Origin of the sequence: Amycolatopsis sp. CA-230715, assembly GCF_018736145.1 — a bacterium.
GTDB lineage: Bacteria > Actinomycetota > Actinomycetes > Mycobacteriales > Pseudonocardiaceae > Amycolatopsis.
The window spans coordinates 5,797,907-5,823,604 of sequence record NZ_CP059997.1 but is presented as its reverse complement, the minus strand read 5'-3'; the positions used below and the strand labels follow the sequence as shown (position 1 = coordinate 5,823,604).

Below are 25,698 nucleotides of genomic sequence, written 5' to 3'. Positions count from 1 at the left end.
GGTGTTCCTGACGATCAGCACCACGCACTCACCCGCCACCGATCTCGGTTTCCTGCTGCACAAACATCCGGGCCGACCGCAGTTGTTCCCGATCTCGGCCGGTACCGCGCACGTGTTCTACCCGCGCGCGACGGAACAGGAGTGCACGGTGGCGCTGCTGATCGAACTCGACCCGGTCGCGATGGTGCGCGACCGGCGCGGCGGGCTGACCCAGTACGTCAACGACCGCCCGTACGCGGCGGGATCGCAGCTCGCGGTCGCGTTGCGCGCGGTGTTCACCACCGCGATGACCGGCCGTTGCGACGCGCGTCCCGAACTCGCCGGGCAGGCGATCCCGTTGACGATCCGCGTGCCGTCGCTGTCCGCGCGCGGCGGCCTCGAACTCGTCGAGCGCCTGTTCGCGCCGCTGGGCTGGACCGTGTCCGGCACGGTCGCGCCGCTCGATCCGGAATTCCCCGAATGGGGCGAATCCCGGTACGCCGACGTGACGCTCACCGGGACGGTCCGCCTCGCCGACGCGCTGCGCCACCTGTACGTGCTGCTACCCGCGCTCGACGGCGCGAAGCACTACTGGGTGAGCCAGGACGAGGCGGACAAGCTGCTGCGCATGGGTGAGGGCTGGCTCGGCGAGCACCCGGAACGCGACCTGATCGCCAAGCGGTACCTCGTGCACCGCCGCGCGTACGTCAACTACGCGCTCGAACGGCTCGCCGAATCCGATCCGGAGTCCGAGCCGGAAGAGCCGCGCGTCACCGAGGCGCCGGATCAGCCGCAGCCACTGGCGGTGCAGCGCCAGGGCACCGTGCTCGCGACGTTGCGCGGCGCGGGTGCGCGGCGTGTGCTCGACCTCGGCTGCGGCGGTGGCGCGCTGCTCCGGGTGTTGATGTCGGAACCGTCGTTCACCGAGATCGTCGGGCTCGACGTTTCGGCGCGCGCGCTCGACACCGCCGAGCGCAAGCTGAAGCTCGACCGCCTGCCCGAACACGCGCGCGATCGCGTCACGCTGCGGCAGTCGGCGCTGACCTACGCGGATCCGTCGCTGGCCGGGTACGACGCCGCCGTGCTGATGGAGGTCATCGAGCACATCGAGGAGGAGCGCCTGCCCGCGATGGAGCACGCGGTGTTCTCCGTCGCCCGCCCCGGCACCGTCGTGGTGACCACCCCGAACTCGGAGTACAACGTGCGCTTCGAAACCCTGCCCGCCGGCGCGTTCCGGCACGGCGACCACCGTTTCGAATGGACGCGTGCGCAGTTCCGGTCGTGGGCGTCCACTGTGGCCGCGCGGTATTCCTACGACGTCCGGTACCTGCCCGTCGGCGTCGAAGATCCCGAGGTCGGGCCGCCGACTCAACTCGCCGTCTTCACCGCCAGGAAGGAGGTCGCGGCATGAAGCTCACCATTCCCGACATGTCCCTCGTCGCGCTCGTCGGCGCGTCCGGATCCGGCAAGTCGACCTTCGCGCGCACGCATTTCGCGCCGTCGCAGGTGCTCTCCAGCGACACCTTCCGCGGCATGGTCGCCGACGACGAAAACGACCAGTCGGCGTCGAAGGACGCCTTCGACGCGCTGCACTTCGTGGCGGGCAAGCGGCTCGCGGCGGGCAGGCTGACCGTCGTCGACGCCACCAACGTGCAGCAGCAGGACCGAGCGGGCCTGATCAAGCTCGCGAAGGAGCACGACGTGCTGCCGACCGCGATCGTGCTCGACCTTCCGGAGCAGGTCTGCGTGGCGCGCAACGAGACCCGGCCGGACCGCGACTTCGGCGTGCACGTGATCAAACGGCACCGGCAGAACCTGCGGCGCTCGCTGAAGACGTTGCAGCGCGAGGGTTTCCGGCGCGTGCACGTGCTGCGGACGCTCGAAGAGGTCGCCGAGGCCGAGATCGTCATCGAGCCGCTGCTCAACGACCGGCGCGAGCTGAGCGGCCCGTTCGACGTGATCGGAGACGTCCACGGCTGCCGCGAGGAATTGGAGGAACTGCTCGCGACGCTCGGGTACGCGCCGGGCACCGGGCATCCCGAAGGCCGGACCGCGGTGTTCGTCGGCGATCTCGTCGACCGCGGCCCGGACACCCCCGGCGTGCTGCGGATCGTGATGGACATGGTCGAGCGCGGGCACGCGCTGGTGGTGTGCGGCAACCACGAGCAGAAGCTGGTGCGCGCGCTGCACGGGCGGCGCGTCCAGGTTTCGCACGGGCTCGCCGAATCGCTGGAGCAGTTGGCCGCGACCGACGACGAGTTCCGCGCGAAGGTCGACGCGTTCTGCGACGGCCTCATCGCGCACTACGTGCTGGACGGCGGAAAGCTCGTCGTCGCGCACGCCGGGCTGCCCGAACGGTTCCACGGCCGCGCTTCCGCGCGGGTCCGCAGCACCGCGCTGTACGGCGACACCACCGGTGAGACCGACGAGTACGGCCTGCCGGTGCGCCTGCCGTGGGCGCGGGACTACCGCGGCGACGCGATGGTCCTCTATGGACACACGCCGACCCCGGACGCGGAATGGATCAACGGCACGATGTGCCTCGACACCGGATGCGTGTTCGGCGGCAAGCTGACCGCGCTGCGCTACCCGGAACGCGACGTCGTCTCGGTCAAGGCGAAGAAGGTCTGGTACGAACCCGTCAAACCGCTGCTGCCCGCCGAGGACCTGCCCCCGTCGGCGGCTCGCCAGCGCGAGCCCGCGGTGCTGGAACTGGCCGACGTCACCGGGAAGCGGATCGTGCAGACGCAGCACCACGGCCGTGTCGGCGTCTCGGCGGAACAGTCCGCGGCCGCGCTGGAGGTGATGAGCCGGTTCGCCACCGACCCGCGCTGGCTGCTGTACCTGCCGCCGACCATGGCGCCCAGCGCGACGTCCACTGTGGAGGGTCACCTGGAGCACCCCGACCAGGCGTTCGCCGAGTTCCGCTCGGCTGGCGTCCAGTCCGTGGTGTGCGAGGAGAAGCACATGGGCTCGCGCGCGGTCGTGCTCGTCTGCCGCGACGAAACCGTCGCACCGCGGCGGTTCGGTGTGGACGGAGCCGGTGTCGTCTACACGAGGACGGGGCGCCCGTTCTTCCGCGGCGACGAAAGTTCCGCCCTGCTCGCGCGGGTGCGAGACGCGGTGACGGCTGCGGACCTGTGGTCCGAACTGGACACCGGCTGGCTCCTGCTGGACGCGGAGCTGATGCCGTGGAGCCTCAAGGCAGGACAGCTGATCGCGGACCAGTACGCGTCGGTCGGCGCCGCCGCGCAGGCCGCGCTGCCGGTCGCCGCGGAAGCACTGGCCGAAGCGGCGTCGCGCGGCATCGACGTGGGCGACCTGCTGGACAGGACGGCAGCCCGATCGTCCACTGTGGACGACTACCGCACCGCGTACCGGCGCTACTGCTGGCCGACCGAGGGCCTGGCCGGGGTGCGGCTCGCGCCGTTCCAGGTGCTGGCCTCCGAGGGCGCGTCGCACCACGAACGCCCGCACGAGTGGCACCTCGCGCTCGCGGAGCGGCTGAGGGCGGCGGATCCCGAGCTGTTCGCGGCGACCAGGACCCTTTCCGTGGACACCACGGACGAGGACTCCGTCGCGGCCGGTACCGCGTGGTGGCAGGAGCTGACCGCCGCGGGCGGCGAGGGCATGGTCGTCAAACCGGCGGCGAACCTGACCCGCGGCACGCGGGGTCTCGTGCAGCCGGGCGTCAAGGTGCGCGGCCGGGAGTACCTGCGGATCATCTACGGCCCCGACTACACCGTGGAGGAGAACCTGTCCCGGCTGCGGACGCGAAGCCTCAACCGCAAGCGCGCGCTCGCGTTGCGGGAGTACGCGCTGGGGCTGGAAGCGCTGCAACGGGTCGCACGCGGGGAACCGCTGTGGCGCGTGCACGAATGCGTGTTCGCCGTACTGGCGCTGGAATCCGATCCGGTGGACCCGCGACTCTGACGGCGCTGGAGGCCACCTTCGGGGCGTGCGGTATCGCTAGGAGTGGTCGGCTTTCTCCTGCTTCGACGGCGGCGCTTCCGATTCGGCACGCTCGGCGGCTTCGGCGGATTCCGCGGCCTCGGCGGGGGTGGCCGCCTCGTCCTCGGCCTTGTCCGCCTCGGCCGGGGCCTCCTCTTCCTCGTCGAAGCTGGCCGGCACGCGCTTGAGGTGCTTGGTCATGGATCTGACCAGGAACGCGACCGCGATCAGGAAGAGGATCAGGATCAGCAGGCCGGTCGGGGAGGACTTGCCGAAGTCCTCCCCCTGGCCGCCCTTGTCCCCGCCGGGGTTGTTGTCCGGCTGCTGCGCCAGCGCGGTCGCGGTGACCGTGAGGGGTACCGCGACCGCAGCGGGCAAGACAAAACTCATGTGGCTACCTTCTCACGAACCCCCGCGAACAGGTCATCCTCCGGGAGCGTGCTGTCGACGAGCGACCGCACCAGTTCGTACTCCTCGGTCGACCACGCCTCGCGCTGCATCTCCAGCGGGACCGCGAACCACCGGCTGTCCGGGTCGATCTGGGTGGCGTGCGCCTTCAGCGCCTCGTCCCTGAACTCGAAGTAGTCCGCGCATTCGATCCTGGTGGTGACCCGTTCCATCACGTCGGGGTGGTCGGGATCCCACTTGGACAGCCACTCCTCGTACGGCGACTCGAGCCCGGCCTCGGTCAGCACCTTGTGGAACGACTCCAGCTTCGCCCGCGAGAAGCCGTGCATGTAGTACAGCTTCAGCGCCTGCCACGGCTCGCCCGTCTCGGGGAACCGGTCGGGCTCGGCCGCCGCGTCGAAGGCGGCCATCGACACCTCGTGGGTGCGGATGTGGTCGGGATGCGGGTAGCCGCCGTTCTCGTCGTAGGTGAGGATCACGTGCGGCCGGAACTCGCGGATCGCCCGCACCAGCGCCTCGGTGGACTCCTCCAGCGGGATCACCGCGAACGAGCCTTCCGGCAGTGGGGGCAGCGGATCGCCCTCCGGGAGCCCGGAGTCGACGAACCCGAGCCAGCGGTGCTGGACGCCGAGGATCTTCGCCGCGCGCGCCATCTCCTCGCGGCGGATCTCGGTCATGTTCTCGAGCACGTCGGGACGGTCCATCGCCGGGTTCAGGATGCTGCCCGCCTCGCCACCCGTGCAGGTGACGACCATCACGTCGGCCCCCTCGGCCACGTACTTCGCCATCGTCGCGGCGCCCTTGCTCGACTCGTCGTCGGGATGGGCGTGCACGGCCATCAAACGCAGGCGGGGTTGCCCCGCCGCTCCCAGATCGTCAGCAGTCACCATGCCCGCAACGGTCCCTTCCCGGTTCGTATTCCTCGCCCCGCGCTTCTCGCCCCCGCGCCGGCGCGGATACTGGAGACGGTGGGCGGGGCACCTGCCCCGCCGTTCTGAGGTCCATTGTCCTCGCCACCACGACAAGACCGATGGGAGGCCCGCCGTTGGCCACCGACCAGGCCACCGTCGACCAAGGGCTGGCCGACCGCTACGGGCGCGCACGCACCCGCACGCCGAAGAAGTGGCGGAAGTGGCTGTACGGCGCGATCGCGGTGGTGGTGAGCGGGATCGTCACCTGGGTGGCCTACGTGAACCTCGGCTCCGCGCCCATCGACGCGGAACGGGCGGGCTTCGAGGAGCTTCCCGGTGACGCCATGTCGATGACCCTCCAGGTAACCAGGGACGAACCGGGCAAACCCGGCGTCTGCGTGGTCCGGGTGCGTGACAAGGCGGGTGCGGAGAGTGGCCGCAGGGAGGTCTTCGTCCCGCCCGGCACCAGCACCGTGACCACCGTGAAGACGACGATCAAGAGCATCGGGAAACCGGTCACCTCGGACGTGTTCGGCTGCTCTTACGAAGTACCTCCGTACTTGTCAAGCGAGTAGCGGCCAACGGGGTGAACGATGCGTTCGGCGTCCGAAATACGGACAACTGAGCGGCGTTGACCTGCTCAACCGTGTTATCCTGATCTACCGGCACGGCCCAAGACGGGCCGTGTTTTTCCTTTATCCAGCCGCGTGGGCTCGCTTCACGCGGCCGCCGGCTTGCATACCCAAGCCTGGCAGGCACAACGAGGAGATGGTGGCCGTGAGCGACACCAAGGTGACCTGGCTGACTCAGGATGCCTACGACAGGCTCAAGCACGAGCTCGACGAAGCGATCGAGAATCGTCCGGTCATCGCTGCGCGCATCAACGACAGCCGCGAAGAAGGTGACCTGAAGGAGAACGGGGGCTACCACGCCGCCCGTGAGGAGCAGGGTCAGGCCGAGGCCAGGATCCGCCACCTCCAGGAACTGCTTCGCAACGCGAAGGTCGGCGAAGCGCCGGCCAACGACGGCACCGCCGGCCCCGGCAAGGTGCTGACCGTGCGCTACGACGGCGACGACGCGGACGAGCAGTTCCTGCTCGCCACTCGCGAAGAGGGTGCCGAAGGCGGGCTCGACGTGTACTCGCCCGACTCCCCGCTCGGGAAGGCGCTGCTCGGCGCCAAGGAGGGCGAAGCCCGCGAGTACGAGCTGCCCAACGGCAGCATCCAGAAGGTCACCCTGGTGAAGGCCGTCCCCTACACGGGCTGACGACGGGGACGTGCGCGCCCGGTTTTTCATGGTCGGGCGCGCATGTTTCCGGCTAGTTTTGGGCCATGAGTCCCTTACCGATCTGCGTCACCTGTGGCACGCAGTACGCCGCCGCGCGTGAAGACTGTCCGATCTGCGAGGACGAGCGCCAGTACGTACCCGCCTCGGGCCAGCGGTGGACCAGTCTCGACGAAATGCGCGCGAGCGGCGAGTACGCCGCCCGGATCGAGGAAGAGGGGCCGGGGCTCCTCGGCATCGGCACCCAGCCGCGGTTCGCGATCGGCGAACGCGCGCTCCTGGTGCGCGCCGCGTCCGGCAACTTCCTGTGGGACTGCGTCGCCTACCTCGACGACGAGATCGTCCGGCGGGTCACCGAACTCGGCGGGATCACCGGGGTCGCGATCAGCCACCCGCACTACTACACGACGATGGTCGAGTGGGCGCGCGCTTTCGACGTGCCGATCCACCTGCACGAATCCGATCGCGAATGGGTCGGGCGGCCGGACCCGGCGATCGAGTACTGGAGCGGGCGGACCCACCGGCTCGCCGACGACCTGACCCTGGTCAACCTCGGCGTGCACTTCGCGGGTGGCACCGTGCTGCACTGGAACCACGGCAAGGGCGCACTGCTGTCCGGCGACATCGTGCAGGTCATCCCGGACCGGAAGTTCGTCGCGTTCATGTACAGCTACCCGAACCTGATCCCCGAGCGCCCGGAAATCGTGCAGCGGGCCGGTGAACTGCTGGAACCGTACGAGTTCGACGCGATCTACGGCGCGTGGTGGGATTCGACGATCCCCGCGGACGGGCACGACATCGTGCGGCGGTCCGTCAAGCGCTACCTCGAGCACGTGCGCTAACCGCGCGCGGTTCGCTCCAAGAGGGGCCGCACACGGGGCCGGACGGGGGTGGACAGCGCGATCGACGTCGAGGTGCGCAGGACGTCCGGGACGCCGACAACCTCGTCGATCACGCGCTGCAGATCGTCGTTGTCGCGCGCCACCATCCGCACGAACAGGTCACCCTGGCCGGTGGTGGCGTGCACCTCGCACACCTCGTCGATCGCGGTGAGCGCCTCGGTCACCTCCGCGCGCCTGCCCTGCCGGATCTCGAGCACCGCGAACGCGGTCAGGCCGTACCCCATCGCGGCCAGGTCCAGTTCGGGCGGGAACCCGCCGAGCACCCCTTTTTCGGTCAGCCTGTCCAGCCGAGCCTGCACAGTGCCCCGCGCGACGCCGAGCCGCCGCGCGCATTCGAGCACCCCGAGGCGCGGCGAGTCCGTCAGCAGGAGCAGCAGGCGCGCGTCCAGTGCGTCGAGTGCCATGGAATCCTCCTACACAGATTGCCCAACCTGACCGGCGATCCCGGCGGGTAACTAGCCATACTGTCCAGCAATTATTGCATCTATTGCTCATCTTGCCCGCCCCGTGGATTCTGCGAAGTACCGCACACCACCACAGGGAGGCCGCCATGACGCAGACCCTCGGACCGGGCTCGGGCTCCGGGCTCGACGACGTCAGCTACGACCAGCTCCGTCAGCTCGTCGGGCTCGTCGACCACGACGCTTCGGCCGACCCGTTCCCGGTCAAGGCCATGGACGCGGTCGTGTTCATCGCGGGCAACGCCACCCAGACCGCTTGGTTCTACCAGGTCGCGTTCGGCATGCAGCTCGTCGCGTACTCGGGCCCGGAGACCGGGAACTTCGAGCGCAAGTCGTTCGTGCTGAAGTCGGGTTCGGCGCGGTTCGTGATCACCGGCGGCGTCCAGCCCGACTCCCCGCTGCTCGACCACCACCGCCGCCACGGCGACGGCGTCATCGACCTCGCACTCGAAGTGTCCGATGTGGACAAGTGCATCGAGCACGCGCGCGGACAGGGCGCCACCGTGCTGGAGGAGCCGCACGACGTGTCCGACGAGCACGGCACCGTTCGCATGGCGGCCATCGCGACCTACGGCGAAACCCGCCACTCGCTCATCGACCGCTCGCGCTACGACGGCGTCTACCTGCCCGGCTACGAGTCGAAGAAGAGCACCGTGAAGCGGCCGGAAGGCGCGCCGAAGCGACTGTTCCAGGCCGTCGACCACTGCGTCGGCAACGTCGAGCTCGGCAAGATGGACTACTGGGTGGACTGGTACCACCGTGTGATGGGCTTCGTGAACATGGCGGAGTTCGTCGGCGACGACATCGCCACCGACTACTCGGCGCTGATGAGCAAGGTGGTGTCCAACGGCAACCACCGGGTGAAGTTCCCGCTCAACGAGCCCGCGATCGCGAAGAAGAAGTCGCAGATCGACGAGTACCTCGAGTTCTACGGCGGCGCGGGCTGCCAGCACATCGCGCTCGCCACGAACGACATCATCGCCACCGTGACGGCCATGCGCGCCGCGGGCGTCGAGTTCCTGGAGACCCCGGACTCCTACTACGACGACCCCGAACTGCGCGCGAGGATCGGCGAGGTGCGGGTGCCGATCGAGGTGCTGAAGGAGCACCGGATCCTGGTCGACCGCGACGAGGACGGGTACCTGCTGCAGATCTTCACCAAGCCGATCGGCGACCGGCCGACCGTGTTCTACGAGATGATCGAGCGCCACGGTTCGCTCGGCTTCGGCAAGGGGAACTTCAAGGCACTGTTCGAGGCGATCGAGCGCGAGCAGGAGCGCCGCGGCAACCTCTGACCCCGCAACGCGACCTGAGCGCCCCGGAGATCACCTTCGGGGCGCTCAGCGCGTTTCAGGGCTGCACGGTGAAGCCCGCGTTCTGGAGTTCCTTGCCGAGTTCGCGGCAGTGCTCGGGGCCGCGGGTTTCCAGTGCCAGCGACAAATCCACCTCGCCCAGTTCGAGCGCGCCGGAGATCCGGGAATGCTCGACGTCGAGCACGTTGGCCCCGAGTTCGCTCACCCGCTGCAGCACCGCGGCCAGCGAGCCCGGCCGGTCCGGCACCCGCAGGTGCAGCTTCAGGTACCGCCCGCCCGAGGTCATGCCGTGCTGGATGATCTGCAGCAGCAGGAGCGGGTCCACGTTGCCGCCGGACAGGATCGCCACGATCGGCGGTTCGAACGCGCCGGGGTGCTCCAGCAGCGCCGCCACCGCCGCCGCGCCGGCGGGCTCCACCACCAGCTTCCGGCGCTCCAGGCACAGCAGCACCGCGCGCGACAGCGATTCCTCGGTCACCGTGACGATCTCGTCCACCATCGCCTCGACGTGCGCGTAGCTGACCTCGCCCGGCATGCCGACCGCGATCCCGTCCGCCATGGTGTGCGGGTTCGGCAGCCGCATCGGTTTCCCCGCGGCGAGCGAATCCGGGAAGGCGGCGGCGTTTTCCGCCTGCACGCCGACCACCCGCACGCGCGGGTTGCTCGCCTTCACCGCGGACGCGACCCCGCCGACGAGCCCGCCGCCGCCGGTCGCCACCAGCACCGTGCCCACCTCGGGCACCTGCTCCAGCACCTCGAGCCCCACCGTGCCCTGGCCCGCGATGACGTCTTCGTGGTCGAACGGGTGGATGAACACCGCGCCGGTGCGCTCCCCGAATTCGATGGCCTCCGCGAGCGTTTCCTCCAGCAGGGCGCCGTGCAGGTGGACGTCCGCGCCGTACCCTCTCGTCGCCGCCACTTTCGGCAGCGGCGCCCGTTCCGGCATGAACACGGTCGCCTTCGTGCCGAGCAGCGACGCGGCCAGCGCCACGCCCTGCGCGTGGTTGCCCGCGCTGGCGGCGACGACGCCGCGCGCGCGTTCGGCGTCGCTGAGGCCGTGGATGCGGGTGTAGGCGCCCCTGATCTTGAAGGAACCGGTGCGCTGCAGGTTCTCGCATTTCAGGTACACCGCGCCGTTGTGCATCTGCCGCAGGTCGCGAGCGTGTTCCATCGGCGTCTGACGGATCACGCCCTCGAGCAGCGTCCGGGCCTTGTGGATCCGGTCCAAGCTCACGAGTCGCATGACACCGGATGATGCCACCTGCGCCGTGCCGCCCCCTGCCGGTTCCGCACTACGAGTACCCTAGGGCGAACCAGTGACGACGCGAACAGGAGAAAGCATGCGACTGGGGAGCGAACCGGACGCCACGCGAAGAGCGCACGGCCCCCGTTCCACCGGCGCGCTTTCCATGGTGCTCGGCATCGTCTCAGCGGCCGCGCTCACCGGTGCCGCCTTCTACACCGTCGAGCAGGCCTCCTGCGGCGACCCCGGCCAGTACATCCGGCACGACAACCACGTCGAGCTGGTCGGCGGCTGCGTGAACACGACGGACCTCACCCCGGCCCGCCCCGGTGTCCCGGCCTCCGTCGAAGGCAGCGGCCCGAACACCGGCGCGAAGTTCCAGCCCTAGCCCAGCGCTTTTCGCAGATCCGCGACGAGGTCGGCGCCGTCTTCGATGCCGACCGAAAGCCGCACGAGTTCCGCGGGCACCTGCAGCGTCGACCCCGCCGTGCTCGCGTGCGTCATCCGGCCGGGGTGCTCGATGAGCGATTCGATCCCGCCGAGCGACTCCGCCAGGATGAACAACTCCGTGTTCGCGGCGACGTCGAGCGCGGCCTGCTCACCGTCGGCGTGGGTGAACGACACCATCCCGCCGAACCGGCGCATCTGCTTCGCGGCGGTTTCGTGCCCGGGGTGGTCTTCGAGACCGGGGTAGAAGACCTTGGTGACCTTGGGATGCGCGGAAAGGGCCTCGGCGACCAGCTCCGCGTTGTCGCAGTGCCGTTCCATCCTGACCGCGAGGGTCTTGATGCCGCGCAGCGTCAGCCACGCGTCGAACGCACCCGGGACGGCACCGGCGGAATTCCGGATGAAGAACAGCTTCTCGCGCAGTTCGTCCTCATTGGTCAGTATCGCGCCACCGACCACATCGGAATGTCCGCCGAGGTACTTCGTCGTGGAGTGCACCACGACGTCGGCGCCGAGTTCGAGCGGCGTCTGCAGGTACGGGGTCGCGAAAGTGTTGTCCACCACCAGTTTCGCGCCCGCTTCGTGCGCGATCCCGGCGAGCGCGGCGAGATCGGCGATGCCCAGCAGCGGGTTCGACGGCGACTCGCACCAGACGAGCTTGGTCTCCGGCCGGACCGCGGCGCGCACTTCGTCCACACGGGACAGATCGGCGACGGTGTACTCGACGCCCCACTGCGTGAGCACCTTGTCGATGAGGCGGAACGTGCCGCCGTAGGCGTCGTTGCCGAGCACGAGGTGATCGCCCGGCCGCAGCACGCTGCGCAGCAGTGCGTCCGTGGCGGCCATCCCGGAGGCGAACGCGAGCCCGTGGCGCGCGCCCTCCAGCGACGCGAGCGCTTCCTCCAGCGCGGTGCGCGTGGGGTTCGCGGTGCGCGAATACTCGTAGTCGCCTTCGCGCGTGCCACCGACCCCGTCCTGCGCGTAGGTCGAGGTCTGGTAGATCGGCACGATCACCGCCCCAGTGCGGGGATCCGGCTGCTGGCCGGCGTGGATGGCACGTGTCTCGAATCCGAACCTTGCGGCGTCGTCACCCATGCGGACCAGCGTACGACCACGGCCCCGGGTTCCCAACGGGTGGGAGGGGTCGGCTGGCCGCCCAGCGCCGCGTCGACGGCAGCAGCGCGAAGACGAGCAGCACGATCGTGAGCACCGTGGACACCAGCAGCGACCACGCCCGCGGTGCCTTCAGGAAGTCGTCCATCGGGAAGTACACGCCGACGAAGCCCATCAGCACGAACGACGCGATGTTGGCGAGGACCGCCGCGACGCACCCGGCCACGATCAGCTTCCAGCCGATCGGGCGACGGGTGAACAGCAGGATGGCGCCGGGCAGGATCAGCAGCGCCAGCACCACCCGCACCGCGGCGCTCGCGATGTGGTCCGCGGGGTAGCGCCCGAAGATCTGGTGGACCTGGTCGATGACCTGCATGACCTGCCAGATCCCTGCCACCAGCGCGATCGACGCCGCCGCACGGGCCGCGCCCGCGCTCGGCTCCGGCTGACCGGCCTGCGGGTAGCCCTGGGGTCCCTGCTGGGGCGGGTACCCCGGTTGCGGCGGATAGCCCTGGTGGGGCTGGAAACCCTGCGGACCGGGCCCCTGCGGCGAGAAGGGCGGGAGCGGGCCGCTCATGTCACCAGCCCTGGTTCGGCGGGTACCCCTGCTGCTGCGGCCCCTGCTGGGGCGGGTAACCCGGCTGCTGCTGCGGGTATCCCGGTGCCTGCTGCTGCGGGTAGCCGCCGCCCTGAGACGGGTCGAACCCCGCCACGGGCGCGCGGTAGCGCAGGTAGCGGAACGTCGGCGGGAGCGCGGCGAAGATGAGCGTCAGCGGCGCGAACACCAGCAAGGCGAGCATGCCGATGTACACCGCGTCGCCGAAGCCGAACACCTCGCTCATGAACCGGCCGAACTTGAGCTTGAGCAGCGCGGGGTAGAGGAAGAAGGCGGCCAGGCCCACGACGGCGCCGATCAGCAGCAGGATCGCGCCCGCGGCCGAGCGGAAGAACGTGATGACCGCACCGAGCAGCCCGAACAGCGCGGCGGCCATGAACAGCCCCAGCGAGGTCAGCGCGTTGCCGGGGAGATCGCCGATGCTCACCCCGAGGTCGCCGAGCTGGACCAGCGCGCGGATCAGCACCAGGCCGCCGCCGACCGCGGCGAGCAGGCCGAAGACGGCGGCGAGGATCGCGGTCACACCGCCGGGCCGCTGCTGAGGCGCCGGGTAGCCGCCCTGGCCGTAGCCCCCGTAGCCAGGACCTTGCTGAGCCGGGTAGCCGTACGGATTGGTCACTTCTCCCCCACATCGACCGTGGCTGTCAGGTGCGGCCACCCTAGCCCCGCCGCGCTCCTGGCCACATGCTTTTCCCGACAACGATTGCGAGAACGCCGATGCCCCGCCCGGGATCCGGACGGGGCATCGGCGACTGCTTGGTTCAGCTCACCACTGCGGCGGCTGCTGGCCCGGCTGACCGGGCTGGCCGAAGCCACCGCTTGGCGGACCCTGCGGACCACCGGGCGGCGGGAAACCACCCGGCTGCTGGCCGGGCTGCCCGAAACCACCGGGAGGGCCCTGCTGCGGGAAGCCACCGCTGGGCGGACCCTGCGGGCCACCGGGCGGCGGGAAGCCACCGGACGGCGGGCCGGGCTGGCCGAAACCGCCAGGGCCACCGGGACCACCGAAACCGCCGGGAGGCGGCGGACCGGGCTGCCCGAAGCCGCCGGGACCACCGAAACCGCCGGGACCACCGAAACCGCCGGGCCCACCAGGCCCACCGGGACCACCAGCGCCGATGTTCAGGAAACCCCTGGTGTTCGGCAGGAATCCGAGCACACCGACGCCGAGGATGATGACACCGATGATCAGGTCGATGACGACGCGGCCGACGAAGTCGTACTTCGCGCCGGTGATGATCGAGAAGAGCAGCAGCAGGAAGCCGCCGCCGATGAGCACGAAGTGGCTGAACTTCTGCTTCAGGAAGATCAGCACACCACCGGCGAGCCCGGCCAGCGAACCGACCAGGCTCATGATCAGGAAGAAGATGAGCGGCCCCATGGACGGGGCCTTGTCCGCCTGCTGGTTGACCAGCGCACGGCACTGTTCCGCGCCACGCGGAAGGCTGTCGCATCGCTTCAGCGCCGCGTCGACCGCATCGCTCACGGAGGGCACGCCAGACGTGTCGGCCCAGAGCGTGATCACCAGAATCGCGGCGATCAGGCTCAGCAAGCCGACGACACCGGCGATGATCATCGAGATCATGGCGTTGTTGCCGCCGGGGCCGCCGGGCGGCGGGCCGAACTGGCCGGGGGGCGGACCGAAGCCGCCGGGGCCTGGCTGACCGGGCGGGGGCCCGAACTGGCCGGGCGGCGGGCCGAACCCACCGGGGCCGCCGGGGCCCTGCTGGCCCTGCGAGGGATCGAAGCCGCCGGGCTGGCCGAAGCCGCCGGGCTGACCCGGCTGCCCGAACGCGCCCTGCGGGCCGGGCTGGCCGAAGCCGCCGCCCTGCGGGTTCATCGCGGCGGGGTTGTCCGCCGCGCTCGGCGGCGGGGCGTACGGGATCGCCGCGGGCGGCTGCGAGCCGGGCGGCACGAGCTGCGTCGACTCCGCGCCGGGGCCCTCACCGGCCGGGTTCACCATCTGGGTGGCGTTCGGGTCGTTCGGGTTGGGGTTGTTGACGACCTGGGTCGCACCCGACTCGTCCGGCTTGGCGGGCTGCACGACCTGCGTCGGCTCGGGGGTGTCGCCGAACTGACCGCCGCCCTGCGGCTGCCCCGGCTGCACCACCTGGGTGGGCTCCGGCGCGCCGAAAGGGTTGTCTTGCTGGGGCTGGGGACCACTCGGTGGGCCCTGCGGTGGCTGCCCGCCACCCCACGGCTGGTTCGGTGGCTGCGGAGCACTCATGTGGGTCTTGAACCCCCTCGAAGAGGACCTAAACGTTGACTCGGGCACACGCTATCGGATAGGGGTGCGGCCCGCTCGTAACGCCCCGAACCTGGGACGCGATCTATCTCTCTTCCGCGCGATCAGCGGCCCGCGAGGAAGCCGAGCAGATCGTGCCTGGTGACCACGCCCGCGGGCTTCCCGTCGACGAGCACGAGCGCGCCGTCGGCACCGGACAGCGCGTCCATCGCGCTGCCGACCGGCTCGCCCGCGCCGATCGTCGGCAGCGGCGGGGACATGTGCTGCTCGAGCCGGTCGGCGAGGTTGGCCTTCCCGGTGAACAGGGCGTCGAGCAGCTCGCGCTCGTTGACCGCGCCCACCACCTCGGCCGCCATCACCGGCGGTTCTGCGCTCACCACGGGCATCTGGCTGACCGAGAACTCGCTGAGGATGGCGACGGCCTCGGCGACGGTCTCGTTCGGGTGGCTGTGCACGAGGTCGGGTAGCGAGCCGTCCTTGAGGCGCAGCACGTCACCCACGGTGGCGCCGGTCGAGTCGGGCGGGAGGAAGCCGTACGACGACATCCACGCGTCGTTGAACACCTTGGTGAGGTAGCCGCGGCCGCCGTCGGGGAGCAGCACCACGATCACGTCGTCCTCGGTGCCGCGTTCGGCGAGGCGCAGCGCCGCGGCGACCGCCATGCCGCACGAGCCGCCGACGAGGAGGCCCTCTTCGAGCGCGAGCCTGCGCGTGATGTCGAACGAGTCGGCGTCGGAGATCGGGATGATCTCGTCGGCGATGCCGCGGTCGTAGGTCTCCGGCCAGAAGTCCTCGCCGACGCCTTCGACCAGGTACGGACGGCCGCTGCCGCCGGAGTACACCGAACCCTCCGGGTCGGCGCCGACGATCTTGACGCGCCCGGAGGAGATCTCCTTCAGGTACTTCCCGGTGCCCGAGATCGTGCCGCCGGTGCCGACGCCCGCGACGAAGTGCGTGATCCGCCCGTCGGTCTGCCGCCACAGCTCGGGGCCGGTCGAGTGGTAGTGGCTCGCCGGGTTCTCCGGGTTCGCGTACTGGTTCGGCTTCCACGCGCCGTCGATCTCGCGGACGAGCCGGTCGGAGACGTTGTAGTAGGAGTCGGGGTGCTCGGGCGCGACGGCCGTCGGGCACACCACCACTCGCGCGCCGTAGGCCTTGAGGACGTTCCGCTTGTCCTCGCTGACCTTGTCGGGGCAGACGAACACGCAGTGGTAGCCCTTGCGCTGGGCGACCATGGCCAGCCCGACCCCGGTGTTGCCCGAGGTCGGCTCGACGATGGTGCCGCCGGGGCGCAGCTCGCCGGAGGCTTCGGCCGCCTCCACCATGCGCAGCGCGATGCGGTCCTTCACGCTGCCGCCGGGGTTGACGTACTCCACCTTCGCGAGCACGAGCGGCTTGAGGCCCTCGGCCAGCGAGTTCAGCTTGACCAGGGGCGTGTTGCCCACCAGGTCGACGATGTGCTCGGCGTACTCCACGACAGCTCCTGTTCTCGCGCGCCGGGTCTCGGCGCCGTGGTGCGCTGGCAAGCCTAAACGCCGGGCGGACCCTTCCACCGCAAGCCGCGGAAAGTGGCAGGCGTCGCGTTTCGGTTTGTCTCGCGCGACCGAAGCGGCAAGATGGTGAGCAACCGCTTAGCACGCTAGGCCGCCGATACAAGGGAGTGTCCGCCATGCCCGAAGCCGTGATCGTCGCCACCGCCCGTTCCCCGATCGGCAGGGCGAACAAGGGATCGCTGGTCAGCGCCCGTCCCGACGACCTCACCGCGCAGATGGTGCGCGCCGCGCTCGACCAGGTGCCCCAGCTGGACCCGGCCGAGATCGACGACCTGATGCTCGGCTGCGGCTCCCCCGGCGGCGAATCCGGGTTCAACATGGGCCGCGCGGTCGCCGTCGAACTCGGCTACGACCACCTCCCCGGCTGCACCATCACGCGCTACTGCTCGTCGAGCCTGCAGACCACGCGGATGGCGCTGCACGCCATCAAGGCGGGCGAAGGCGACGTGTTCATCTCGGCCGGCGTCGAGACCGTTTCGCGGTTCTCCAAGGGCAGCTCGGATTCCTGGCCGGACACGCACAACCCGCTGTTCGCCGACGCGGAAGCGCGCACGAAGGCGACCGCGGAGCAGGGCGCTGACTCGTGGACGGACCCGCGCGAAACCGGCCAGCTTCCCGACGTCTACATCGCCATGGGCCAGACTGCGGAGAACCTGGCGCGGCTGAAGAACGTCACCCGCGAGGAGATGGACGAGTTCGGCGTCCGGTCGCAGAACCTGGCGGAGAAGGCGATCGCGGACGGGTTCTGGGCGAAGGACATCACGCCGGTGACGCTGCCGGACGGCACCGTGGTGAGCGCCGACGACGGCCCGCGCGCCGGTGTGACGCTCGAAGGCGTCTCGGGCCTGAAGCCGGTGTTCCGCCCCGACGGCCGCGTGACCGCGGGCAACTGCTGCCCGCTCAACGACGGCGCCGCCGCACTGGTCGTCATGTCCGACACCAAGGCGAAGGAACTGGGCATCACCCCGCTCGCGCGCGTGGTGTCCACCGGGGTTTCCGGGCTGTCGCCGGAGATCATGGGCTACGGACCGGTGGAGGCGTCGAAGCGGGCGCTTGCCCGCGCGGGCAAGCAGATCGGGGACATCGACCTCGTCGAGATCAACGAGGCGTTCGCCGCGCAGGTGATCCCGTCGTACCGGGACCTCGGCATCGACCTCGACCGGCTCAACGTCAACGGCGGCGCGATCGCGGTCGGCCACCCGTTCGGCATGACCGGCGCGCGCATCACCTCGACGCTGATCAACTCCTTGCGCCACCACGACAAGCAGTGGGGCCTGGAGACCATGTGCGTCGGCGGCGGGCAGGGCATGGCCATGGTTCTCGAACGCCTCAACTGACCCAAAGATTGATCAACAGCGGCTTTACAGGCGGTGCCAGTAGCGGAACCTCAGACACCTTCTCACTCCGGGATCTCCAACTCATGAATAACCGATTCACCACGGTGAAGCTGTCCTCGCGAGAAGGCGCCTGAGAACCCGCGGCGGTGCCGGTCACCTGCCCACTCAAGCGGCTCCGCCGCTTACCAAACCAGACCACTTTGTACATATCGACTTTCGATGCTATCGTTTTTCGATAACATCGAAAGTCGATATGGTGGTGAGCACGAAATGGCACGGCCGCGCAATCCGCTCGAACCGCTGACCGGGATCGCGAGGATCAGCTCGTGGTTCGTGTACGTACTGGCACTGCTCGGGATCATGCTGGTGCTGTTCGGTCCCGGCGGGCTGCTCAGCGGGCCCGGCCTGCGGACCACCTGCGTCGACAGCGCGGGCACCCTGTCGACTTCCGGTATCAGCGGCTTTCCGCTCAAGCCCGGCGCGCGGCTCACCGGCGCGTCGGCCGAAGCGTGCGTCGACCACGCGAGCACGGGTGTCTGGCTGTCCGGGTTCGCCGATCGTTGGATCTGGTACCTGTGGGCCGCGGGCGCTTTGTTGCTACTGCTGCGGTTCCTGCGCGCGGCGGCACTGAAGGGCCCTTACGACCAGGCCGTACCGGGCAGGCTCACCGCGCTCGGCTGGTACCTGCCGGTGGCCGCGGCGATCGTCGCGGCCGTGGTGGCGATGGCCCGTTCGACGCTGCTCGGGGCGATGTTCGAAAGCTCGGCGAGCTGGACTTCCTTGTGGGCGGCCGCTTTCCCGCTGTGGTCGGCGTTCGCCGGTGCCACCGCGCTGACCTTCGCGAGGATCCTGTGGATCGGGGTGCGCATGCACGAAGACCTCGAAGGCACGGTCTGATGCCGCCGGAGGACGACCACCGCGTCACCGTCCACCTCGACGCACTCCTCGCCGCGCGCGGGATGACGCTGACCGAACTCGCCAACCGGGTCGGCGTGACCGTAGTGAACCTTTCGGTGCTCAAAAACGGCCGTGCGAAGGCGATCCGCTTCTCCACCCTGTCGAAACTGTGCGCCGTCCTCGACTGTCAGCCCGGCGACCTACTCGGCTACGACGCCCCCTGAGATGCGCCGACCTAATGGGGCGCCAACCCGTGGCCCCGAAAGTGGCTTTCGGTGCGCTGGATTCCCCGAAGGTCACTTTCGGGGCACGCGACCGCCCGCTGCGGGCCCGCGCAGGTGGCGGGAGTGCGGTGCGAGGGTCGAGTTCGCGGCGTCTACCGCCCCGAAGGCCACCTTCGGGGACAGGAACAGGTGGCGGCAGCCCGCCGCGAGGGCCGAGATCGTGACGCTCAGCGCGCCAAGAGGGGCCTTCGGGGCACGCGTGCGGAGAAGAAAGCGTTCGCGAGGGCGGAATCGCGGCGCGCACGTCCCGGGAAGTCACAGGCGCAGGCGCCGAAGTTTCCGTTCCCGGATACGACGAAGGCCACCACGACGGTGTCGTCGTGGTGGCCTTCGAGGACTTCGAAATCCGGCCCGGCGAAGGAGCTAGTGCACCATGACCGGGGCGGGCTGGCCGCCTTCGGCGCCTGCCGGGAGCGCGGGCTTGCGCTTCGGCAGGAACAGCGCCGGGATGACGCACGCCGCGGTCAGCACGAGCGCCCAGGTGAACGTCGTGCTGAAGGCGTCGGCCGACGAGGCGGCGGCCGCTTCGGCCGTGGCGGGGTTCTTCACCGCGATCGTGGCCGCGACCTGGCCCTGGCTGGTCGGCACGCCGAACTTCGTGGCGAGCAGGGCCGCCTGGATGATCGACATCACCGCGGTGCCGATCGCGCCCGAGGTCTGCTGGATGATGTTCGTCGCGGTCGAAGCGCGGGCGATGTCCTTGGGCTGCAACGTCTGCAGCGCCGCCGACATGATCGGCATCATCGTGGCGCCCATGCCGAGGCCGAGCACGAACAGCGCGCCGAGCAGCAGCGGGTACGGGGTGGTCGCGGTGATCCGCGTGAACACCGCCAGGCCCGCCACGAGCAGCACGAGCCCGGGGATCACGATCTTGCCGACACCGATTTTGTCCACCAGCCTGCCCGCGAGCGGCATGGTGATCATCGCGCCGAGGCCCTGCGGGGCGAGCAGCAGCCCGGCCTGCAGCGTGGTTTCGCCGCGCACCAGCAGGAAGTAGTTCGGCAGCAGCAGCATCGCGCCGAAGAACGCCACCGAGAACAGCGTCATGGTGATCATCGCGACCGAGAAGGTGCGATCCTTGAACAGCTTCAGGTCGATCAGCGGGTTCGGGATCTTGCCCGCCCGCACCAGGAACGCGATCAGCAGCGCCACCCCGACCACGATCGGCGCCCACACCTCCGGCGAGCTGACCCCGCCCGCGGACGGGATCTTGGACACGCCGAAGATCAGCAGCGCGAGGCCGGGCGAAACCATGAGCATGCCAGGGAAGTCGAACTTCTGCGACGGTTCCGGCTCGTCCTTCGGCAGCAGGCGCCACGCCAGCACCATCGTGACCAGGCCGATCGGCAGGTTGATGTAGAAGATCCAGCGCCAGCTCACCGCGTCGACGAGCCAGCCGCCGAGGATCGGCCCGCCGATCGGGCCGAGCAGCATCGGCACGCCGAGCACCGCCATCACGCGGCCGATGCGCTGCGGGCCAGCCGCCTTGGTCATGATCGTCATCCCGGCGGGCATCAGCATGCCGCCGCCGAGGCCCTGCAGCACCCGGAACACGATCAGCGACTCGATGTCCCAGGCGAGGCCCGCGAGCATCGACCCGATCAGGAACAGCCCGATCGCGATCAGGTAGAGGCGCTTCGTGCCGAACCGGTCGGACGCCCAGCCGGTGACCGGGATGACGGTGGCCAGCGCCAGCATGTAGCCGGTGGCGACCCACTGGATGGTGTCGAAGGAGGTCTTGAACTCGATGGAGAGCGTCTGCAGTGCGACGTTCACCACCGTGGTGTCGAGAATGGCCATGATGGCGCCGAGCACCACGACGCCGGCGACCTTCAGCACCGCGCTGTCGAGCTTTTCATCGCCCGCGGCCGGGCTCATTTCTTGGGTAGACATAAATCCGTTCCTGGTGAAGGAGGCCGGCCCGGTGCAGGTGGTGGCGAAGCTGTCCGGCACCGGGTAGACGCGGTTCCCCGTACCGCGTGACGTCGAAGTGAAGAGCCCGGCTGCGCAGGCGGGCCCGTCAGGTCTACGCCCACTTCACCGCGGTGAAGTGGGCGTAGGTCAAAGATACCGAAACCTGGCAGGCTCCTGCCAATCTTTTCGGCAAACAGTGAATTCCGTGACGGAGTGCGCGCCGACGACCGCGATACGTTGCGGAGAAACGGATTCCGTCGCTTTCGGTCAGCAGATGCTGTCGGAGGGTTTGGGGTTTGTGAGCCCGAACACAGGCCGCAGTTTCAGGCCGATCCAGGTACCGCCGAGCGCGAACACGCCCCACAGCCAGCCGTGCAGGCTCCCGGTGGAAATGCCGCCGAGGTACGCGCCGATGTTGCAGCCGCCAGCCATGCGCGCGCCGATGCCCATCAGCACCCCGCCGAGCACCGCGGCGAGCGCGGTGCGCCACGGGATCTCGCTGTGGATCTTCCACGCGCCCGCCGCCGCGGCCGCGACCGCGGCACCGATCATGATCCCGATGTCGGTGAGGCTGTTCTTGTCCTGCCAGATGCTGCCGCGCAACGACGCCGCGTTCGCCTTCTGCTGCCAGAACTCCCAGCTTTCCGGGTGCAGGCCGAACAGTTGCAGCAGTTTCGCGCCCCACAGGCTGAACGCGCTCGTGACACCCCAGATGCCGCCGGAAACCAGGAACACCGCGCCGGCGAGCAGGCCGAGCACGACCGCGCCGACGAGGATCGGCCACGCGCCGCGGAACACCCTGGCGAACCCGCGCGCGGTCGGCACCGCGTCCACCGGCGGCGGGGTCCGCCTGCGCTGCACGACCCTGGTCGCCACCACGATCAGCAGCAGCACCGCGATCGTGATCGCCCACGAGCCGAACCAGCCGAAGTGGTCGGCGAGCAGCACACCGGGCAGCTCGGGCCAGCCGGACAGTGCCGGGTACGCCCACGTGTAGAGCACGGAGCCGGTGACGAACCCGCCGAGCGTCAGCACGATCGCCGACTGCCCCGAGCCGACCGCGAACAGCGTGCCCGACGCGCACGCGCCGCCGAGCTGCATGCCGATCGCGAAGATCGTCGCGCCGACCAGCAGCGCCAGCCCGAGCGGGCTCGCGGTCGCCTTCGGGACGCTGCCGAACAGGCCCGTACCGGTCCCGGCGAGCAGCGCGATCACCGTGGCCGCGGTGCCGAGCAGGAGCGTGTGCGCGCGAAGGCCCTGCCCGTTGCCGACCGCGATGAGCTGGCGCCACGCGGAGGTGAAGCCGAACCGCGAGTGGAACAGCGCGAGGCCCAACAAGAGCCCCAGCGCGAGCAGCACGCCGAACTTGGCGCCGTAGCTCGCCCACACGAACCAGGTGAGGCCCACCGAAAGCACGCCGGCCACGGCGAGCGGGACGACCTTCACCGGGTCCTCCGGTGAAGGCACCGGCGCGGCGCAGGACGTCGGAGAACTGAGCAGATAGTTGCCGGTGGAGTCGGTCTCGGTCGCGGTCACCGCGCACTCCTGGGGACTAGGTCACGGAGCAGGACCCGGATCACGTTAGGACCGATCGGAGCATCGGGCAGCCCGTCCCACAGAGTGCGACACCGGGCGCCAAAAGGACTATCGGACAACCGATGCCACCGCTCGGGCAGTCCGCCATGACGAGCCGGTACCGCGGCCATAGGCTCACGCCCATGGTTCGGTTCGTGCTCGCTGTGGTGTTCGGCCTGATCGCGGTGGCAGGCGTGGTCGTCGGGTGTTCGAAACCGTGGCAGGGCGGGCACCACGCGTCGGACCTGGCACTGGCCGACCTGGTGACCTCGAACCCCTCGCACACGACGCCGAACTGGTTCGCGTCGATCGCGCTGGCGCTCGTCGCGAGCGTGGTGCTCGCGGGGCTGGGCGTGCTGGCGCGGCGGCGGCTGCTCGTCGTGGCGGGCTGGCTGGTGTGCGTGGTCCCGGTGGGGCTGTGGGCGCTGCGCGCGGTCGACGACGACCTGGTCATCCCGGACATGCAGGCCGGGTTCACCAACGCGGCGATGGCCGCGGGCGCGCTCCTGCTGACCGCGCTCGCGCTGCCCCGCCACCCCCGGCGCGCCGCCCCCGAACCGGACGACGACGAAGGCTGAGCGCGGCCGCGCCTATGCCCCGGCACTTGTCCCCGAAGGTGGCCTTCGGGGACCTGAGCGCCCCGAAGGCCACCGTCAGGGGCATCGATTCGCGCCGCGAGGAGGCGGGGAAGCGCTAGATGGTTTTCGGTTTCACCAGGCAGAAGGTGATCGGTGGCTGCGGGAAGGTCACCGCGGTCGCGCCGTCGATCTCCTCGCACAGTTCTTCGTTCGCCTCGCCCTCGACGATCTTGACGAACTGGCGTTCCGCCTTGGCGTCGGTGCACGGCACCCGCCGGTAGGGTTCGCTGCCCGACGACAGGCCCGCGAAGCAGTCGCCCTGGCGCGCGTTGATCACCAGGCAGAGCTTGTTCTTCGGGTTGCCGATGTAGATGAACTCGTACCCGCGCGCCGGGCAGTCCCGGTCGGCGTCGGGGTACTTCACGGCGACCTTCACGTTCGCTTCGGCCGCACCGCAGTCGGCCTGCTCAGCCTGGTCGGCCGGTGCCGGGTTCGGATTGACCACGTGCACGTCGAGGCAGTCCCCGACCTCGGCCGACAACGGCTGCGAGGACAGCTTCACCACCAGGAAGGTGACCGCGAGGGCGAGCACCGCCACCCCGGCCACGACGAGCAGCCACGGTGGCAGGCGGCGCACGTGCGCCTGATTGGTCCATTGTGGACCGAACGGGGGCACGGGTGGCGGGGGAACACTCACCCGTTCATGAAAACACGGCAAACCGCCGGGCGGGACGGCTCAGGCCGCTTTCGGCTGGAGAAGGCAGAAAGTGATCGGCGGCTGCGGGTACGTCAGCGGCGACGCGCCTTCGATGTCCGCGCACAGCTGCTCGTCGGCCTTGCCCTCGACCACCTTGACGAACTGGGCCTCCGCCTTCGGGTCGGCGCACGAAACCCGGAGGTAGCCCTCGGTCTTGGAGGTGACGTTGGCGAAGCAGTCGCCCTGTTTCGCGTTGATCACCACGCACAGCTTCGCCGACGGCTTCTCCATCGTGAGGTGGTCGTAGTCGGGTGCGGGGCACGCGGCGTTCCCGTCGTCGTACTTGGCCGCGACCTTCACGTTCGCGTCCGCGGCACCGCAGTCGACCTTCTTCGGCTGGTTGTCGCCGCTGAAGCTGGTGGTGAACTTCGGGACGCTGAGGCAGTCGCCCACCGCGGCGTTCACCGGGCTCGACGAGAACTGGGCGATGCCGACGATCACGCTCGCCGCGATGACCACCACGGGCAGCACGATCCGCAGCCACAGGAACCGGCGCTTCTTCGGCGGGATCGACTCGGGCGGGGCGGCCGGGAAGCCCGGCATCGGCTGCTGCGGCGCGCCGTACGGCGGCAGCCCCTGCCCCGGCTGCGGAGCGCCGTAGGGCTGACCTTGCGGCGGCGTTCCATAGGGCGCCTGCTGTCCCGGCGGCGTGCCCTGGCCGTACGGGGCGCCTTGGCCGTAGGGATTCGGCTGGCCTGGCTGACCAGGAGGGGGAACGCTCACGGCGCGCACCTCGCACAGAAGAGTGAAAACAGGGGACCCGGCCATCCAACACGGCGGCCGCCGAGCCGCCGGGAGCGGGCCCGGAAACACCCCGGACATGACGAAGGGCACCCGGTCGACACCGGATGCCCTTCACCGCGCGGCGGTCGCTAGTCGTTGTTCAGGTAGTACAGCAACCGCAGGATTTCGAGGTAGAGCCAGACCAGGGTGGTCATCAGGCCGAAGGCGGCGAACCACGCCCACTTCGACGGCATGCCCTCGCGGATCATCCGGTCGGCCATGTCGAAGTCGAGCAGGAAGTTGAACGCCGCGATGCCGATGATCACCAGGCTGATGACGATGCCGAGGGTGCCACCGCCGCGCAGGCCGGTCTGCACGCCGAAGGCGCTCATCAGCAGGTTGAACAGCATCAGGATCGCGGCGCCCGCGGTGGCGCCGATGATCCACTTGGTGAGCTTGGGGGTGACCTTGATCGCACCGGTCTTGTAGACGACCAGCATCGTGATGAAGACACCGGCGGTGCCGATGATCGCCTGCAGTGCGATACCGGGCTTGATGAATTCGAACAGGCCCGTGATGGCGCCGAGGAAAACGCCTTCCACCGCCGAATACGCCAGCGTCATCACGCCGCTGGGCTTCTGGCGGAAGATCATCACCAGCGACAGCACGAGACCGACGAGCATCCCGCCGATCATCACGCCGAGCACCGGGCCCAGCGCCTTGTCCGCGGCCTGGCCCATCGCCCACACGGCCGCGATGACGCCGGTGACCAGCGCCGTGCCGAGGCTCAGCCCGGTCTTGATGACGACGTCGTCCACGGTCATCGGCCGGTCGTCGGCGCCCGAAGCCGTCTGCGGGGCGCCGTATCCGGGGATACCGCCCTGCGGTTGGTTGAAGCCTACGTTCGGCCCGTACTGGCCTTGTCCCGCGCCGCCGACCGGCAGCTTGCGGAACGCGGGGTTGCTCGTGGAACGCACCTGATCCTCCTGGACCTACTGGCACCTGCATCGGGTTCAACGTCCGCGAAGGGCCGCCGGTTCCCGTCGGGTAAAGCCGACTTTACTCATATCGGCTCGCGAGCCCCAGTAGACACCCAAGCGGAAATGTGCCGCACGCCGGTCGGCGCAGATCACGCGCCGTTCGTCCGCCGTCAGCCCCATGGCGGATTGCTATCGGGTGACCTGACAAGCGATTCTCACGGGGCGTG

25 protein-coding genes are annotated in these 25,698 nt (G+C 69.6%); 11 read left to right on the top strand and 14 right to left on the bottom strand.

Annotated features, from left to right (window positions below; genetic code table 11):
* Position 1 precedes the first annotated feature (1 nt).
* The gene (locus tag HUW46_RS28020) at positions 2–1,390 is read left to right on the top strand and encodes a 3' terminal RNA ribose 2'-O-methyltransferase Hen1 (protein ID WP_215541782.1); all 1,389 of its coding nucleotides are present in this window, start codon (positions 2–4) and stop codon (positions 1,388–1,390) included.
* Positions 1,387–3,912 (top strand): polynucleotide kinase-phosphatase, encoded by a 2,526-nt coding sequence (locus HUW46_RS28015; RefSeq protein WP_215541781.1) that lies wholly within the window; start codon positions 1,387–1,389, stop codon positions 3,910–3,912. Before HUW46_RS28020 ends, HUW46_RS28015 begins: the two co-directional genes overlap by 4 nt.
* Before the next feature lie 36 nt (positions 3,913–3,948).
* Here HUW46_RS28015 and HUW46_RS28010 read toward each other — a convergent pair whose 3' ends face one another.
* Together HUW46_RS28010 and mca are read right to left on the bottom strand one after the other, a co-directional pair.
* Positions 3,949–4,320, bottom strand: a complete 372-nt coding sequence (locus tag HUW46_RS28010) for a hypothetical protein (RefSeq protein ID WP_215541780.1) — start codon at positions 4,318–4,320, stop codon at positions 3,949–3,951.
* Positions 4,317–5,228, bottom strand: coding sequence for a mycothiol conjugate amidase Mca (gene mca, locus HUW46_RS28005; protein ID WP_215541779.1), 912 nt, complete (start codon positions 5,226–5,228; stop codon positions 4,317–4,319). The genes HUW46_RS28010 and mca overlap by 4 nt, the downstream gene beginning before the upstream one ends.
* 140 nt (positions 5,229–5,368) lie before the next feature.
* Between mca and HUW46_RS28000 the strand changes: the two genes are divergently transcribed.
* The 3 genes from HUW46_RS28000 (at position 5,369) to HUW46_RS27990 (ending at position 7,375) form a co-directional block, all read left to right on the top strand.
* Positions 5,369–5,824 (top strand): DUF4307 domain-containing protein, encoded by a 456-nt coding sequence (locus tag HUW46_RS28000; protein WP_215541778.1) that lies wholly within the window; start codon positions 5,369–5,371, stop codon positions 5,822–5,824.
* A gap of 193 nt (positions 5,825–6,017) precedes the next feature.
* On the top strand, positions 6,018–6,515 hold the full coding sequence (greA, locus tag HUW46_RS27995) for a transcription elongation factor GreA (RefSeq protein ID WP_215541777.1): 498 nt from the start codon (positions 6,018–6,020) through the stop codon (positions 6,513–6,515).
* 65 nt (positions 6,516–6,580) lie between these two features.
* Complete coding sequence (locus HUW46_RS27990; protein ID WP_215541776.1) at positions 6,581–7,375, top strand: MBL fold metallo-hydrolase; 795 nt, start codon at positions 6,581–6,583, stop codon at positions 7,373–7,375.
* On the opposite strand, the gene HUW46_RS27985 is transcribed toward HUW46_RS27990, so the two are convergent.
* A complete protein-coding gene (locus tag HUW46_RS27985; protein WP_215541775.1) occupies positions 7,372–7,839 on the bottom strand; it encodes an Lrp/AsnC family transcriptional regulator in 468 nt (155 codons plus the stop codon). The two genes, HUW46_RS27990 and HUW46_RS27985, sit on opposite strands and share 4 nt — an antisense overlap.
* Before the next feature lie 146 nt (positions 7,840–7,985).
* Here HUW46_RS27985 and hppD point away from each other — a divergent pair, with 146 nt between their 5' ends.
* Positions 7,986–9,191 carry a 4-hydroxyphenylpyruvate dioxygenase gene (gene hppD / locus HUW46_RS27980; RefSeq protein ID WP_215541774.1) on the top strand — a complete coding sequence of 402 codons (1,206 nt, stop codon included), beginning with the start codon at positions 7,986–7,988 and terminating at the stop codon, positions 9,189–9,191.
* A gap of 55 nt (positions 9,192–9,246) precedes the next feature.
* On the opposite strand, the gene ilvA is transcribed toward hppD, so the two are convergent.
* The gene (gene ilvA / locus HUW46_RS27975; protein WP_215541773.1) at positions 9,247–10,452 is read right to left on the bottom strand and encodes a threonine ammonia-lyase; all 1,206 of its coding nucleotides are present in this window, start codon (positions 10,450–10,452) and stop codon (positions 9,247–9,249) included.
* A gap of 97 nt (positions 10,453–10,549) precedes the next feature.
* On the opposite strand from ilvA, the gene HUW46_RS27970 reads away from it, so the two are divergent.
* The gene (locus HUW46_RS27970; protein WP_254124960.1) at positions 10,550–10,840 is read left to right on the top strand and encodes a hypothetical protein; all 291 of its coding nucleotides are present in this window, start codon (positions 10,550–10,552) and stop codon (positions 10,838–10,840) included.
* Here the strand turns inward: HUW46_RS27970 and HUW46_RS27965 are convergent.
* From HUW46_RS27965 to HUW46_RS27945, 5 genes are all read right to left on the bottom strand, one after another.
* Positions 10,837–11,994, bottom strand: a complete 1,158-nt coding sequence (locus HUW46_RS27965; protein ID WP_215541772.1) for a cystathionine gamma-synthase — start codon at positions 11,992–11,994, stop codon at positions 10,837–10,839. The genes HUW46_RS27970 and HUW46_RS27965 overlap by 4 nt on opposite strands.
* Positions 11,987–12,589, bottom strand: coding sequence for a hypothetical protein (locus HUW46_RS27960; protein ID WP_215541771.1), 603 nt, complete (start codon positions 12,587–12,589; stop codon positions 11,987–11,989). The genes HUW46_RS27965 and HUW46_RS27960 overlap by 8 nt, the downstream gene beginning before the upstream one ends.
* A gap of 1 nt (position 12,590) precedes the next feature.
* Positions 12,591–13,247: a hypothetical protein gene (locus tag HUW46_RS27955; protein ID WP_215541770.1), complete on the bottom strand. Its 657-nt coding sequence runs from the start codon at positions 13,245–13,247 to the stop codon at positions 12,591–12,593.
* Positions 13,248–13,394: 147 nt separating this feature from the next.
* Positions 13,395–14,855, bottom strand: coding sequence for a hypothetical protein (locus HUW46_RS27950; RefSeq protein WP_254124959.1), 1,461 nt, complete (start codon positions 14,853–14,855; stop codon positions 13,395–13,397).
* 122 nt (positions 14,856–14,977) lie between these two features.
* A complete protein-coding gene (locus HUW46_RS27945; RefSeq protein WP_215541769.1) occupies positions 14,978–16,348 on the bottom strand; it encodes a cystathionine beta-synthase in 1,371 nt (456 codons plus the stop codon).
* A gap of 194 nt (positions 16,349–16,542) precedes the next feature.
* Here HUW46_RS27945 and HUW46_RS27940 point away from each other — a divergent pair, with 194 nt between their 5' ends.
* From HUW46_RS27940 to HUW46_RS27930, 3 genes are all read left to right on the top strand, one after another.
* Positions 16,543–17,763, top strand: coding sequence for an acetyl-CoA C-acetyltransferase (locus tag HUW46_RS27940; protein ID WP_215541768.1), 1,221 nt, complete (start codon positions 16,543–16,545; stop codon positions 17,761–17,763).
* A 270-nt stretch (positions 17,764–18,033) separates the two neighbouring features.
* Entirely contained in the window at positions 18,034–18,660 is a 627-nt protein-coding gene (locus HUW46_RS27935) for a hypothetical protein (RefSeq protein ID WP_215541767.1), read from the top strand.
* Positions 18,660–18,884: a helix-turn-helix domain-containing protein gene (locus HUW46_RS27930; protein WP_215541766.1), complete on the top strand. Its 225-nt coding sequence runs from the start codon at positions 18,660–18,662 to the stop codon at positions 18,882–18,884. Before HUW46_RS27935 ends, HUW46_RS27930 begins: the two co-directional genes overlap by 1 nt.
* Positions 18,885–19,307: 423 nt before the next feature.
* Here the strand turns inward: HUW46_RS27930 and HUW46_RS27925 are convergent, their stop codons facing one another.
* Positions 19,308–20,837, bottom strand: coding sequence for a DHA2 family efflux MFS transporter permease subunit (locus tag HUW46_RS27925; RefSeq protein WP_215541765.1), 1,530 nt, complete (start codon positions 20,835–20,837; stop codon positions 19,308–19,310).
* A 288-nt stretch (positions 20,838–21,125) separates the two neighbouring features.
* The gene (locus tag HUW46_RS27920) at positions 21,126–22,394 is read right to left on the bottom strand and encodes a YeeE/YedE family protein (RefSeq protein ID WP_215541764.1); all 1,269 of its coding nucleotides are present in this window, start codon (positions 22,392–22,394) and stop codon (positions 21,126–21,128) included.
* Between the two features lie 182 nt (positions 22,395–22,576).
* Between HUW46_RS27920 and HUW46_RS27915 the strand changes: the two genes are divergently transcribed.
* Positions 22,577–23,011, top strand: a complete 435-nt coding sequence (locus HUW46_RS27915) for a hypothetical protein (protein WP_215541763.1) — start codon at positions 22,577–22,579, stop codon at positions 23,009–23,011.
* 115 nt (positions 23,012–23,126) lie between these two features.
* On the opposite strand, the gene HUW46_RS27910 is transcribed toward HUW46_RS27915, so the two are convergent.
* The 3 genes from HUW46_RS27910 to HUW46_RS27900 form a co-directional block, all read right to left on the bottom strand.
* A complete protein-coding gene (locus tag HUW46_RS27910) occupies positions 23,127–23,708 on the bottom strand; it encodes an LppU/SCO3897 family protein (protein ID WP_215541762.1) in 582 nt (193 codons plus the stop codon).
* Between the two features lie 39 nt (positions 23,709–23,747).
* Positions 23,748–24,491 (bottom strand): sulfur globule family protein, encoded by a 744-nt coding sequence (locus HUW46_RS27905; RefSeq protein WP_254124958.1) that lies wholly within the window; start codon positions 24,489–24,491, stop codon positions 23,748–23,750.
* 149 nt (positions 24,492–24,640) lie between these two features.
* A complete protein-coding gene (locus HUW46_RS27900) occupies positions 24,641–25,468 on the bottom strand; it encodes a Bax inhibitor-1/YccA family protein (RefSeq protein ID WP_215541761.1) in 828 nt (275 codons plus the stop codon).
* Between the last annotated feature and the right edge of the window lie 230 nt (positions 25,469–25,698).

Excerpts from the sequence above, each read along its gene's own strand:
- HUW46_RS28015 (WP_215541781.1), top strand. The coding sequence starts at position 1,387 with ATGAAGCTCACCATTCCCGACATGTCCCTCGTCGCGCTCGTCGGCGCG.
- HUW46_RS28010 (WP_215541780.1), bottom strand. The coding sequence starts at position 4,320 with ATGAGTTTTGTCTTGCCCGCTGCGGTCGCGGTACCCCTCACGGTCACC.
- mca (WP_215541779.1), bottom strand. The coding sequence starts at position 5,228 with ATGGTGACTGCTGACGATCTGGGAGCGGCGGGGCAACCCCGCCTGCGT.
- HUW46_RS28000 (WP_215541778.1), top strand. The coding sequence starts at position 5,369 with ATGGGAGGCCCGCCGTTGGCCACCGACCAGGCCACCGTCGACCAAGGG.
- greA (WP_215541777.1), top strand. The coding sequence starts at position 6,018 with ATGGTGGCCGTGAGCGACACCAAGGTGACCTGGCTGACTCAGGATGCC.
- HUW46_RS27990 (WP_215541776.1), top strand. The coding sequence starts at position 6,581 with ATGAGTCCCTTACCGATCTGCGTCACCTGTGGCACGCAGTACGCCGCC.
- HUW46_RS27985 (WP_215541775.1), bottom strand. The coding sequence starts at position 7,839 with ATGGCACTCGACGCACTGGACGCGCGCCTGCTGCTCCTGCTGACGGAC.
- hppD (WP_215541774.1), top strand. The coding sequence starts at position 7,986 with ATGACGCAGACCCTCGGACCGGGCTCGGGCTCCGGGCTCGACGACGTC.
- ilvA (WP_215541773.1), bottom strand. The coding sequence starts at position 10,452 with ATGCGACTCGTGAGCTTGGACCGGATCCACAAGGCCCGGACGCTGCTC.
- HUW46_RS27970 (WP_254124960.1), top strand. The coding sequence starts at position 10,550 with ATGCGACTGGGGAGCGAACCGGACGCCACGCGAAGAGCGCACGGCCCC.
- HUW46_RS27965 (WP_215541772.1), bottom strand. The coding sequence starts at position 11,994 with ATGGGTGACGACGCCGCAAGGTTCGGATTCGAGACACGTGCCATCCAC.
- HUW46_RS27960 (WP_215541771.1), bottom strand. The coding sequence starts at position 12,589 with ATGAGCGGCCCGCTCCCGCCCTTCTCGCCGCAGGGGCCCGGTCCGCAG.
- HUW46_RS27950 (WP_254124959.1), bottom strand. The coding sequence starts at position 14,855 with ATGAGTGCTCCGCAGCCACCGAACCAGCCGTGGGGTGGCGGGCAGCCA.
- HUW46_RS27940 (WP_215541768.1), top strand. The coding sequence starts at position 16,543 with ATGCCCGAAGCCGTGATCGTCGCCACCGCCCGTTCCCCGATCGGCAGG.
- HUW46_RS27935 (WP_215541767.1), top strand. The coding sequence starts at position 18,034 with ATGGCACGGCCGCGCAATCCGCTCGAACCGCTGACCGGGATCGCGAGG.
- HUW46_RS27930 (WP_215541766.1), top strand. The coding sequence starts at position 18,660 with ATGCCGCCGGAGGACGACCACCGCGTCACCGTCCACCTCGACGCACTC.
- HUW46_RS27925 (WP_215541765.1), bottom strand. The coding sequence starts at position 20,837 with ATGTCTACCCAAGAAATGAGCCCGGCCGCGGGCGATGAAAAGCTCGAC.
- HUW46_RS27915 (WP_215541763.1), top strand. The coding sequence starts at position 22,577 with ATGGTTCGGTTCGTGCTCGCTGTGGTGTTCGGCCTGATCGCGGTGGCA.